This window comes from Terrisporobacter glycolicus ATCC 14880 = DSM 1288 (assembly GCF_036812735.1).
Taxonomy (GTDB): Bacteria; Bacillota; Clostridia; order Peptostreptococcales; family Peptostreptococcaceae; genus Terrisporobacter; species Terrisporobacter glycolicus.
Genome location: NZ_CP117523.1, coordinates 2,601,972 through 2,614,492 on the forward strand (window position 1 = coordinate 2,601,972; position 12,521 = coordinate 2,614,492).

11 protein-coding genes and 1 riboswitch are annotated in these 12,521 nt (G+C 26.9%); of the genes, 2 read left to right on the forward strand and 9 right to left on the reverse strand.

The features are described 5' to 3' along the window. Positions 1–335 precede the first annotated feature (335 nt). Positions 336–518 (reverse strand): (2Fe-2S)-binding protein, encoded by a 183-nt coding sequence (locus TEGL_RS12940; RefSeq protein WP_018592528.1) that lies wholly within the window; start codon positions 516–518, stop codon positions 336–338. Between the two features lie 233 nt (positions 519–751). Here TEGL_RS12940 and TEGL_RS12945 point away from each other — a divergent pair, with 233 nt between their 5' ends. Beyond that, positions 752–1,861, forward strand: a complete 1,110-nt coding sequence (locus TEGL_RS12945; protein WP_018592527.1) for a DUF362 domain-containing protein — start codon at positions 752–754, stop codon at positions 1,859–1,861. A 124-nt stretch (positions 1,862–1,985) separates the two neighbouring features. On the opposite strand, the gene TEGL_RS12950 is transcribed toward TEGL_RS12945, so the two are convergent. From TEGL_RS12950 to TEGL_RS12985, 8 genes are all read right to left on the reverse strand, one after another. Beyond that, complete coding sequence (locus TEGL_RS12950) at positions 1,986–2,732, reverse strand: N-acetyltransferase (protein ID WP_018592526.1); 747 nt, start codon at positions 2,730–2,732, stop codon at positions 1,986–1,988. Between the two features lie 13 nt (positions 2,733–2,745). After that, positions 2,746–3,369, reverse strand: coding sequence for a GyrI-like domain-containing protein (locus tag TEGL_RS12955; RefSeq protein ID WP_018592525.1), 624 nt, complete (start codon positions 3,367–3,369; stop codon positions 2,746–2,748). A gap of 29 nt (positions 3,370–3,398) precedes the next feature. Continuing rightward, positions 3,399–4,316 (reverse strand): helix-turn-helix transcriptional regulator, encoded by a 918-nt coding sequence (locus TEGL_RS12960; protein WP_018592524.1) that lies wholly within the window; start codon positions 4,314–4,316, stop codon positions 3,399–3,401. Between the two features lie 245 nt (positions 4,317–4,561). Then, positions 4,562–5,710: an L-threonine dehydrogenase gene (gene yiaY / locus TEGL_RS12965; RefSeq protein WP_018592523.1), complete on the reverse strand. Its 1,149-nt coding sequence runs from the start codon at positions 5,708–5,710 to the stop codon at positions 4,562–4,564. A 76-nt stretch (positions 5,711–5,786) separates the two neighbouring features. Beyond that, positions 5,787–6,140, reverse strand: coding sequence for a helix-turn-helix domain-containing protein (locus tag TEGL_RS12970; RefSeq protein ID WP_018592522.1), 354 nt, complete (start codon positions 6,138–6,140; stop codon positions 5,787–5,789). Between the two features lie 233 nt (positions 6,141–6,373). Next, positions 6,374–7,465 (reverse strand): KamA family radical SAM protein, encoded by a 1,092-nt coding sequence (locus tag TEGL_RS12975; RefSeq protein WP_018592521.1) that lies wholly within the window; start codon positions 7,463–7,465, stop codon positions 6,374–6,376. A gap of 170 nt (positions 7,466–7,635) precedes the next feature. Continuing rightward, positions 7,636–8,826, reverse strand: a complete 1,191-nt coding sequence (locus TEGL_RS12980; RefSeq protein WP_018592520.1) for a pentapeptide repeat-containing protein — start codon at positions 8,824–8,826, stop codon at positions 7,636–7,638. Positions 8,827–8,913: 87 nt separating this feature from the next. Continuing rightward, the gene (locus TEGL_RS12985) at positions 8,914–10,662 is read right to left on the reverse strand and encodes a Na+/H+ antiporter NhaC family protein (protein WP_018592519.1); all 1,749 of its coding nucleotides are present in this window, start codon (positions 10,660–10,662) and stop codon (positions 8,914–8,916) included. 108 nt (positions 10,663–10,770) lie between these two features. Beyond that, positions 10,771–10,946: riboswitch (Lysine riboswitch) on the reverse strand. Positions 10,947–11,150: 204 nt separating this feature from the next. Between TEGL_RS12985 and TEGL_RS19835 the strand changes: the two genes are divergently transcribed. Beyond that, the gene (locus TEGL_RS19835) at positions 11,151–12,464 is read left to right on the forward strand and encodes a Na+/H+ antiporter NhaC family protein (RefSeq protein WP_416389619.1); all 1,314 of its coding nucleotides are present in this window, start codon (positions 11,151–11,153) and stop codon (positions 12,462–12,464) included. The last annotated feature ends 57 nt before the right edge of the window (positions 12,465–12,521 follow it).

Here is a 12,521-nt window from a genome sequence, read left to right on the forward strand (position 1 = left end):
TCTCTCTTCCCATAAGAAAACCTTTTCAACCGATTACTCAAAGTTTAAATTTAATATACCCAAACTTCCACTTGTAATAAAAATTCCCTTTTTTCTACTACAAATATAATTATAAAACATTTTCCTAAGAAAAGCTAATACTTTTTTTGACATTTACAAATAAAATTTTTATTTTTGTAGAATTTTCACATTTAGCACTATACATTCTTTTGTTAAAATACATATACAGATTATTTTATTAACAACAATGTCCAAATACATATTATTATATTTAGAATATTTCATAATAGCATAAAAAAATAAAGATGCATCTGTATCTTTATTTTTTTATGCTATTATCTATTTAATTTACTTTTTACTATATCTTCCACATAAGATTTACATCTTCCACATCCTTTTGTTGCCTTCGTTTCCTCTACAACTTCTTCAAAACTATTAGCTCCATTTTTTATGCTATCTTCTATTCTCTCGAAAGTCACTTTTCTACAATTACATACATTCTTATTTAAATTTCCCATATTCATCCTCCAATATATTATGACTAATTATATACTTATATAATTTCTTAATATATTTATTCCCTTAAATCCTTAATTGTAAACAAATATTTTTCTCTATACTATAATTCATTAAAAGCATCATTTAAATATACATTTTTTTAGGAATTATATTTTTAAATTTATGGAAAAATTATAATTATAGAATTATAATATATTGAAATAACTTAATTTTCATATAGAAAGGGGAACTTATGAATAAATCAAAAGTTTATTATACTAATCTAAGAACAGACTTCAAAAACAATTTATTAGACAAATTACAAATACTAGTTACAAAAGCTGGTATAAATAACATTGATTTTGAAAACAAGTATACAGCCATAAAAATTCACTTTGGAGAGCCAGGAAATTTAGCCTACTTAAGACCTAATTTTTCTAAAGTCATTGTGGATTTAATAAATTCAAAAAATGGTAAAGTGTTTTTAACAGATTGTAATACTCTTTACGTTGGTGGTAGAAAAAATGGCCTTGAGCATTTAGATTCCGCTTATACTAATGGTTATAATCCATTTACTACTGGATGCCATATAATAATCGCTGATGGAATTAAAGGTACAGATGAAGCTCTTGTACCTGTTTATAGTGGAGAATATGTTAAAGAAGCTAAAATAGGTCAAGCTATAATGGATGCTGATATTTTCATTTCAATGAATCATTTTAAAGGTCATGAATCTACAGGTTTTGGTGGAGCATTAAAAAATATAGGTATGGGATGTGGATCTCGTGCCGGTAAAATGGAAATGCATAGTAGTGGAAAGCCTTTTATAAAGGAAAAGAAATGCGTTGGATGTAAATCATGTGCAAAAAATTGTGCTCATGAAGCTATTTCATTTGGAGAAAATAAAAAAGCTTCTATTGACCATAATAAATGTGTTGGATGTGGAAGATGCATTGGGTCATGTAACTATGATGCTGTAAGTTCACCTACAGATGAATCCAATGATATACTAAATAAAAAAATAGCAGAGTATTCTAAAGCCGTATTACAAGATAGACCTCATTTTCATATAAGCTTTGTTATAGATATTTCTCCAAACTGTGATTGTCATAGAGAAAATGATTTGCCTATTATTCCAGATGTAGGTATTTTTGCTTCGTTTGATCCTGTTGCTTTAGATATGGCTTGTGTAGATGCTTGCAACAAACAAAGTGTAATACATGGTAGTTATTTAGACGAACAAAGACACCATTGTCATGACCATTTTATAAATACTCATCCTGAAACAAATTGGGAAGTTTGTATCGATCATAGTGTCAAACTAGGTATTGGGAATAAGGAATATGAATTAATTGAAGTATAAAATTTAAATTCATAAAGAGTAGTAAATTTTATATTGTGATTTATTCAATAAAGATTACTACTCTTTTATATAAAGTATATTAATAAATCTTACACTTAATCTAGTTTTATACTTTTATTTTTATTTACTTTATAATGCTGAATATATTATCAAACTTCTTACTACTTAAAATTTCATGAGTTATAAACTTCCCATCATAATATAAACTACATGTGGTAAATGGAGTCGGAGCATTTTGTGCCTGAGCTTTATTTTCATATCTAACAATATGCAAATCAATATCTTTTTCCTTTGCATAATCCTTTATCATAGATACATATTTAGAAGTAAAAGGGCATTGATGTGAATAGTACAAAACAAATCCTTTTTCATTTATATACTCTTCTTTTGCTGTATTTTTAAATCTAGGTACAAATTCGTTTTCTTCAAAAGGCAAATACAATAATTCAAAATAAGGTTTTGCAATATCAGCCACTAAAAATCCCTTATTTACAAAATATTTTTTATCTGATAAAAATGGCTTCTTTTTATTAGATGATAATACTATTAAGCCTTTTTTTCCCTTTAACTTACTGTCTTTTATACACTCTTCTAGTAACTTACTACCTATACCTTGTCCTTTGTATTTTCCCGAAACCCAAAAACAATTTATAAACATATAATTATCTGCAATGATTGGACACCACGCATTTTCAGCAGGTATATATTCAATAAAAACTTTCCCTCTAACATCACCTTTTTTAAATACTATATTGTCTTTTATTCTATCCTTAAGCCAAGTTTTTTTTGATGATACTTGACTTTTATCAGATATGGCACAACATATATGCTCTTTGTCTATATTTTCCAAGTCTATATCTATAAAATCCAATTTAAATACCTCCTCAATTAGCTTCTACCATATATCTCAAAACTGTTTTAAGTTTTTCTGGTGAGGTTTTTCTAAAGTCAGAAATGTAAATTTCCCTATGATTTTTATCTTTTATTGATAGATTCTTATCTCCACAAAATTTTTTCATAACTTCAAATGTTTTGTATTCTTCATCAAAAGGTCCTGTATGCATCATTTGAACACACATACCTTCATCTATCTTATCAAATTCTATTTCATCTAAGTACTTGTTAGTTTTTTTCTTCTTAGTAAGATTAACTGCTAAATCAAAAACTTCTTTAGTTACAAAATCAGGTTGTCTAATCATTATGTTATAAACTAAATTATTTTTATCAAATACATCTTTTTTCTTACCTTCTTCGTCTAAACCCCAAATTCCTTCCAATGGATATACAGTGTAATCAAAGTACCCATCTGGAGTTATACTTTTTTTAGGCATCATCTTGATTGCATAAGCTATTGAATATAATGCCCCTACTTTCTCAGAAAATTCCTCACTATTTGGGTTGCCATTACCTGCTATTCTTATAAACTTAAATTTTCCCATATTTATAATTTCAGGTTTTGCTTTTGGTAAATAATATTGCTTTTCTTTTTTTCTCCATTCATGTTTCATAACAAATCTTCCCTTTTCTTAAATTTATATTAAGTATTTTTATTGTACATATTTAAGGTTTCTTTCATTTTCTCTATAATTATATTTCTTATATGTAATGGCTCAATAACTTTGACATATGGACCAAAAGAAAGTATATACCCATATAACCATTCATTCTCTGGATATTCCATAGTTACTTGATAATTTCCATTCTCATTCTCAATAATTGATTCTTTGTTAAATTCATCAAAAACCCTATATAAAACTTTTTTTTTAACTTCTAATTTTACTTTAACAGTATTAAAAACTTTATTTTCATCCTTATTTATTTCTTGCTTTTTTAAATTCCATTTTGTAAAACTCTGTTTATTTACCTCAAAATCTTTTATTCTACTTATTCTAAATAATCTAAAGTCTTTTTTTAATCTACAGTATCCATATAAGTACCAACTTTGACCTTTATAAATGAGCTTAATTGGTTCAATAATTCTCTTTGATTGATTCGATAAGCTATTAATATAGCTAAATTCTACTAATTTATTATTTAAAATTGAATATTTTATTTTATCGAATTTATCGTCTTCATATGTTTTACTTCCCCACCTTGATAAATCTATGTCTATCCAATTATCATTGTAATTTGTAACATTTACAAACCCAACTTTGTTAATTACAGAATTTATATCTGGATATTCAATAGTAGACAAGGCTTTGAGTGCCAATGTTATACTTTCCTTATCATTATCAGACAATAAAGTTTTATTTATTGAAAAATCTTCTAATAATCCAATACCTCCTTTCTTACCTTTACTCATATAAACTGGTACTCCAGACAAAGATAAAGTTTCTATATCTCTGTATATGGTTCTAGTTGATACTTGAAATTTATCTGATAATTCTTTGGCTGTTACTATATTCTTATTTAAAAGTATTAAAATAATTTCTGTTAATCTATTAATTTTCATGTTATTTCTCCACTGTTTTTAAAATCATATACTATGCTTTTCAACATAAGTCATATCCTTTTAATTTAATAATATCACTATTAATATGACAACATTATGTCTTATTTAAAATATTATTATACAAAATATAAACATTTTTAACATAACAAAAAAGCTACAACTGATAAATTTCACTTATCAATTATAGCTTATTATTATAAAGTTAATTTACATGTGATAATCTATAAAAATCAGTTTGATGTTGATTACATAACCTTTGCTAATATAGCTTTTATTTCATCATGAGTAGCTTGAACTGGATTAGTCGCCCCACAAGCATCTTTTAGTGCATTAGTCGCTAATATATCAAAATCTTTTTCATTAGCTCCAAGTTCAGCAAATCCTTTAGGTATATTGACATCAACAGATAATTTTCTGATTGCAGCTATACAAGCAGCAGCGCCTTCATCATCATTCATTCCTGATATATCTACACCCATAAATTTAGCACAGTCTTTTAATTGCTTAGCAGCAACTTTAGCATTAAATTCTTGAACTGCAGGAAGCAATATTGCATTACATACACCGTGTGGTAAGTTATAGAATCCACCATATTGATGAGCTATTGCATGAACATATCCAAGTGAAGCATTATTAAATGCCATACCTGCTAAAAATTCTGCATAAGCCATTTTATCTCTTGCTTCCATATTATTTCCATCAGCAACTGCATCTCTTAAATAATCACTTATAAGTTCAATAGCTTTTTGTGCGCAAGCATCTGTAACTGGAGTAGAAGCAGTAGATACATAAGCTTCAACTGCATGAGTTAAAGCATCCATTCCTGTAGCAGCAGTTAAAGAAGCAGGCATACTAACCATTAAATTAGGGTCATTTATTGCAAGAACTGGATTAACGTGTTTATCAACTATTGCCATTTTAACATGTCTTTCTTCGTCAGTAATTATAGAGAATATAGTCATTTCTGAAGCAGTACCAGCTGTAGTATTTATTGCTATAAGTGGAAGCTGAGGATTTTTAGATACATGAACGCCTTCATAATCTTTTATATTACCACCATTACTAGCAACTAAAGCTATACCTTTTGCACAGTCATGCGGAGATCCTCCACCATAAGATATAACAAAATCACATTCATTGTCCTTAAGTACTTTAACTCCATCCATTACATTAGTAACAGTTGGATTTGGTTGAGAACCAGGATATACAACAAATTCTACACCATTTTCTTCTAAGTTGTCAGTTATTCCTTTAAATTCCGAACTACTAGCAGATCTCTTTCCACAAACTATTAAAGCCTTTTTAAATCCTCTTGATTTTATTTCTTCTGGTAAATTGTCTGAACATCCTGCTCCCATTAAACTAACACTTGGCATATAAAATGTAAAAGCCATATTATTAAAACCTCCTAAAAATAATTTTATTATATATGTAGATAGCTACATAATAACTTGGCATTAAAAATAAAAATTATTTATTCTTTAACTTACAGGATTCTTGATATTCTAATGGTGTTATTCCATACACTTTTATGAAATTCTTGTTAAGATGACTTAAATCGTAAAACTCATATTTACTTACTATGGTGTTTATGTCTACTCCCTCAGATAAATCATATTTTATAGCCTCTACTTTGCAATTCATTATATATCTGTATGGAGTTACACCAATTTCATTTTTGAACATTCGTGAAAAATAATATTTAGATAAGTTAATATACTGACAAATTTCGTTAATTGTTATTTTTTTCTTTAAATTTTGATTAATATATTTTATGGACTTGGTAATATAAGGATTAACGCTCTTATTTTTATTACTTGGCATGGCAAATATTAACGCTCCTTTCTATTTTATATAAGAAAGTTGCTTAATATAATATTAAATTCTTCTATTTAATAATTACATTTCTTATAGTTACATTATAAAGCATCTTAAGTTTTTATGTATAGTAATATATTGCTATGTTTTTTCATATTATATTTATTTTTTGTAAAAATAAAACATCATCTAAAAAGAAATATATACTTTTTAAATGATGGCAATTATAATTAAATATTTTAATATATCCAGGTTTGATTATCATCAACTTTTTCTATAAATATTCTTGCTCTATCCTCTTTGCATTTTGCTTGATGAAATTTAAATACTATATCATTTTCTTCTATTTTTCCTATTATTTCAATTTTCCCCTTTGTTGTAGACAAACAATATTTAAAACATTTACCTTGGCCATTTTGCAAACTTTTAGCTCCTTCTACTATATCAATACCTTCTTTAAGCGGAACTTGAAATTGATTTTTTACACCTGTAACTGGTCTACACTGAAATACATAATATGGTACTATTCCAATAGAAGTAATATTTTTTAGCAACTCTCCAAGAATTTCAATACTATCATTTACTCCCCTTAACAAAACTGTTTGATTTTTTACTATAACGCCAGCATCTCTTAAATATCTTATTGCATCAATAGCTTCCTTAGTCACCTCTCTAGGATGATTAAATTGAGTTACTACATAAATTTGTTTTTTTTGACCATATTTGCTAAGTATCTCTTTAAGTTCATTATCTCTTGTTATTCTCTCAGGATAAACTACAGGTATTCTTGTTCCAAATCTAATCAAATCAATATGAGGAATATCACATAAGGCTGCTAAAAATTTTTCAATTTTACTATTACTATTTAAAAATGAATCTCCTCCAGAAATAAGTACATTGCTTATTTTTTCATGATTTTTAACATATTCTAACATTTCTTCAAAATGTGTAGCTATTTCTTCATCTGATAAACCTACTAAACGTTTTCTAAAGCAATGTCTACAGTACATTGCACAATGACTTGTAGACAGTACTATGACTGTTTGTTCATATTTATGTTGCATTCCTGTAATAACAGTATTATCTGCTTCTCCACTCGTATCAAAACTTCCACTTAAATCAATTTCTTCTATCGAAGGTATACACATTTTTTTTATAGGATCATTTGGGTCGTTAAAATCAATTAAAGATAGATAATAAGGTGTAATAGACATAGGATATTTTTCAAGTATTTCATTCATTTTTATTTCTTCATCTTTTGTTAGGTTCATGTATAAATTTAAATCTTCTGCTTTAGTTATATTTTTTTTCAATGACTCTGTATTATTCAAGATACCACCCCTTAATAAGTATATAGAATTTTAAAATCACTTTAACATATATCATTCATATAATCAATATATATGAAATAGTTTATTTAATAGTAAGAATATTACAAAATATCAACATGTATATTACTAAATACTAGATTATACGGTAAATTTCCTTTTTTTCATAGATATTATCTTATAATTTTTCTTACTATTGCACCTATACCAACCCCCACAGTTACTGTCCCTAAAATCATTTCAATATTAGATAGCATCAATGATATTTGGACTGGTTCACAGCTATACCCACCTACACCTAAAAATATACCTGAGCTTAATGCTAATGATTCGTTAAAATCTTCAATGAATCCGATAAAATTAAAATGCTTTAATGTTTCTAAATTATAAATAACGTAATTATTATCAATATCCAAACCAACAATTAAATATATCAACGCAAATACTACTATTAGAAATATTCCCATAAATAGTGCATTAAAAGGTCTCTCACCATAACCACAAGATATTCTATACAAAAATGATCCTATTTTTGGAATAGGGTCCAGGGTTTTACTTTGAATTTTCTTACATAAATAATAATATTCGCCAAAGTTATTATCTAAAGTATTTTCTTTAAATTTATTTGCAATAGCCTGATAAGTTAAATATAGCCCTTCATATTCTTCTCTAGTTTTTTTAATTTCTACTAATTTATCAAAAAATGTTTTTTCATCTAATTTAGTTTTATACTTATCATCAAATTCAAAATCTAAAATATAACATTTGTGTGTTTTAAATCCACTTAAGTCACTATCCGAAATTTTTATTTCATTCAATTCACATTTATTTGCTATCATACTTTTCATCATGCATATTTCAAATGAAGTATTTTTTATTAAACAATTTTCAAATATTGAATATGATAAATCACAATTTTTGAATTTACTATAAAACTCACAATTATAGAATTCACAAGAGTAATTTATTGTATTATTCAATGACGGTGACTTTATATTATCTTCCATAATAAATATACAATTTTCAAAAATAACACCACCTAATATAAATTTACAATCATAAAATTTACAGCCTATTATTCTACAATTGATAAATTTTGTATTTGCAAAAGTACAATCTTTAAAACTTGCACATATTATATCTTTGTTTGAAATATTATAATAATCTTTTTCATCTAACAATCCCTTTTTGCCAATGAATTCATTTTCTGTAATTTCATAACTATATCGATTGTCTGGATTATAGTCAGTCATATTCTTTTTATGCTTTATAATATAACTATAATTTTTTTCATTATTTTTTTTCCTTTTATCCAATTGGATCTTTAATTTATAATTTTCTTCTTTAAAATTTACATAAGCCATAGTAATTTCTCCTTTTATAAACTCTATAACTTATTATTTGCATAAAAAAAGACTTAAATGCATTATCATTTAAGTCTTTTATAAATATTAATTTTCTAGTAATTCATTTCCTTGTATATCTTCAACTTCTACACTCTTACCAAGTACTTGTATTCCTATAAACATAGCCACAAATGCCAATGGTAAAACTAAATAGACAGGTAATCCAAATCCCGCTGGTATATATCCAAACACTATAGTAATAACTCCCACAAATATTGAATAAGGCATCTGTGTTCTAACATGGTCTATATGATTACATCCAGCTCCCATAGATGAAAGTATTGTTGTATCTGATATTGGTGAGCAATGGTCTCCAAATATAGCTCCAGTTAATACTGCTGATGTTGCAACTATTACATAAGACATATCTGGATTTATTGAGTATGCAAGTGGTATAGCCAGAGGCATAAGTATTCCCATTGTTCCATAAGAAGTCCCTGTTGCAAATGATATTATTGCCCCAAGCACAAATATTAAGCTTGGTACTATAAATGGAGGCAGTGAACCTGATAATAATGTAATCAAATATTTTGCGGTTCCTAATTCTTTTATTACAGACGAAAGTGACCATGCACATATTAATATTACACCTGTTATTACTAATGTTTTCATTCCATCCACCCAAATATCTAGAGCTTCTGATACAGTAAACATTTTTTTACATACACCCATAACCATTGCAACTATTCCTGCAAATAAAGCTGATTGGAAAAGAGCAACAGATGCATCTGCATTTGAAAAAGCTTCTTTTATTGCATTAAATGATGCTGGTGAATTTTGCATAAGCTGAATTACTGTAGTGTCCTCTCCACCCATTATTGCAGTATATCCACTGTAATAAAAAGCAAATAACGCTCCAACTATCAACGCTCCTATTGGTATTATTGCATTCCAGACACTTAATTTAACACCCTCTAATGGTTCCATATCATCATGTTTACTTAAATTTTTATTCACTTCTTCGTTTGAAGTAAGATTTTGACTCCCTCTTCTACATTCTAACTCAGCTTTTCTCATAGGTCCAAAATCCTTTAAAAGTAAAGCTGTCATTACTATAAATCCTAATATTAATAGATTATAGAATCTAAATGGAATTGTATTTAAAAATACTCCAAATGCATTTGTTTCAACTCCTATACTTTCAAATGCCGTACCTATAAGCCCAACTTCTAAACCTATCCATGTAGAAATAATTGCTAAACCTGCAACTGGTGCTGCAGTGGCATCTATTATAAACGCTAATCTTTCTCTTGATACTTTCATTTTGTCTGTAACAGGTCTCATCATAGGTCCTATTATTAAAGAGTTTGCATAGTCATCAAAGAATACAAATAATCCTGCAAACCAAGTCATTATTTGAGCACTTTTTGCTGTTTTTGCTTTATTTGATAAGGCTTCAGCTATGGCTTTTGCTCCACCCATTTTTCCAACTAAATTTATAACTCCTCCTATTGCTAAAACTTGAAGAATTATACCTGCATTCCATGGATCTGCTAAAGATCCCACTGCCCTTTGAATTAAATCCAAAAATGAATAAAATATTGCCATAAAAGGATTATTTCCTGTTATATTTAATATAAATCCCCCTGACATAATCCCTATAACCAAAGATACTATAACATTTTTAGTTATAAAAGCAAGTGAAATGGCAACTAGCGGTGGTATTAAAGTCCATAAACCAAATTTATCTGCATTTTGTGCAGCAACATCAACTTCTTCTGCAAAAGATAATACTGTTGTCATTATGAATAGCATGGTTGTCATTAAAAATAATCTTAAATTTCTTCTTCTCATTTTATTTCCCCCTAATATTTTTGTAGTGAACATTATAAGGGCTATTTTTTTCATTAAAAAAACCTTGATGTAAGAGCATCAAGGTCATAATTATACTAAACTATAAATCCATTTGATAGCTCAACACTAATTTCTTAGTGACAGTGGCATATATATTATATATACCCCCAGCCAAATAACCTTAAAGCTTCAGTTATATGCTTCGGCGATGTTTCCTTTCACAATAAATCCACGTTGCTTAACTCATTATTGTTACTGATAAAAATCGCACCTCTACCTTAAATATTCACTTATTAATATGAGTATATATCACCTTCCTATATTTAGCAACATTTAATTCTGTCTTTTTTACCATATATATATTATAAATATTTTTTTATATTTAATTAATATTTTGATATTATTTCTCTATAATTTTATTATGATGATAAGTTATGGGAGGAATTATTTATATGAGAATTTTTTTAATAATTATTATTACAATAATAATGCTAATATTTAGCGTTTTTAATAATATTTTTTTAGGATACGGTTTAACTATTTCTTTAATTTTATTTTCTTTAGTCGGCCTAAAAAGAAATAAAAGCATAAAGGAGCTTCTTGAATTATATACCTTTGAATCTAAAAGAAGCTTTCCAATTATAAAAATTTTATTATTAATTTCAATTTTAATAAGTGTTTGGTTAAGTTGTGGAACAATTCCTGCAATAGTTTATTATTCACTAAAATATATTAACCCTAATCTATTTATTTTATTTTGTTTTTTAATCCCAGCTTTAACATCCTTTTTGATTGGAACTTCCTTTGGTACTATAAGTTCTATAGGCATACCTCTTATTATTATTGCACAGGCATCTAATCTTAACTTAAATTTAGTAGGAGGAGCAATTATGTCTGGGGCATATTTAGGTGATAGATGTTCACCTTTATCTTCTAGTTTACTTCTTCTATGCAATTTAACTAACGTTGATTTATTTAAATATATTAGAAAAATTTTCATTTTTGGTATTATTCCAACTATGGTTAGTATTATTTTTTATTTATTATTCTCCTTTAAAAATCCTTTAACTTTTATTGACAATTCACTAAGTTTAACTTTATACAATGATTTTCATATTAGTTTTATTTTATTAATACCAGCTATTATAATTATTATTTTATCGTTAAAAAAAGTTTCAATTTCAAAATCAATAACTATAAGTATAATAGCTTCAATAATAATTTGCTTTATTATTCAAAAAATAACTATGATAGATTTGTGTAATTATATTATATTTGGATATAAAGCCTCTTCATCCTTATCAAATATTATTAAGGGCGGTGGCATTATTTCCATGCTTAAAACTTGTTATATAATTATTATTTCATGCTGTTTAACAGGATTTTTTAGTGGATTAAATATTTTTAATGGTTTAGAGACGTATTTGAAAAAAATAAAACTAAATAAGAGTAAGTTATTTTTAGTAACCTTATTTCTTGGCTTAATAATTGCATCTATTGGATGTAGCCAAACTATAGCTTTTATTCTAACTATAGAAACACTTAAAAATAGCTACGAGAATTATAATAATGAAGATATGGCTATGGAATTTTCCAATTCCGCAATCGTTACATCTGCCTTAATCCCATGGTGCATAGCTGCACTCGTTCCTACTTCAGTCTTAGGCATAAGTAATTACAAATTTATCCCATATGCTATTTTTCTATATATAGTCCCATTTTGTCATTTATGTTATTGTATCTACTTGGATTTTTATAAAGATAAATCACAAAAAAATTTTTCTAAAACAAAAACTTTTTAGAAATAAATTTATTATTATATATTTATAGGAATGTTATTAAGATAATTTTTTATACCT

Coding starts and splice junctions, on each gene's coding strand:
- TEGL_RS12955 (WP_018592525.1), bottom strand. CDS start 3,369: ATGAAACATGAATGGAGAAAAAAAGAAAAGCAATATTATTTACCAAAA.
- TEGL_RS12970 (WP_018592522.1), bottom strand. CDS start 6,140: ATGCCAAGTAATAAAAATAAGAGCGTTAATCCTTATATTACCAAGTCC.
- TEGL_RS12960 (WP_018592524.1), bottom strand. CDS start 4,316: ATGAAAATTAATAGATTAACAGAAATTATTTTAATACTTTTAAATAAG.
- TEGL_RS12980 (WP_018592520.1), bottom strand. CDS start 8,826: ATGGCTTATGTAAATTTTAAAGAAGAAAATTATAAATTAAAGATCCAA.
- yiaY (WP_018592523.1), bottom strand. CDS start 5,710: ATGGCTTTTACATTTTATATGCCAAGTGTTAGTTTAATGGGAGCAGGA.
- TEGL_RS12940 (WP_018592528.1), bottom strand. CDS start 518: ATGGGAAATTTAAATAAGAATGTATGTAATTGTAGAAAAGTGACTTTC.
- TEGL_RS19835 (WP_416389619.1), top strand. CDS start 11,151: ATGCTAATATTTAGCGTTTTTAATAATATTTTTTTAGGATACGGTTTA.
- TEGL_RS12985 (WP_018592519.1), bottom strand. CDS start 10,662: ATGAGAAGAAGAAATTTAAGATTATTTTTAATGACAACCATGCTATTC.
- TEGL_RS12945 (WP_018592527.1), top strand. CDS start 752: ATGAATAAATCAAAAGTTTATTATACTAATCTAAGAACAGACTTCAAA.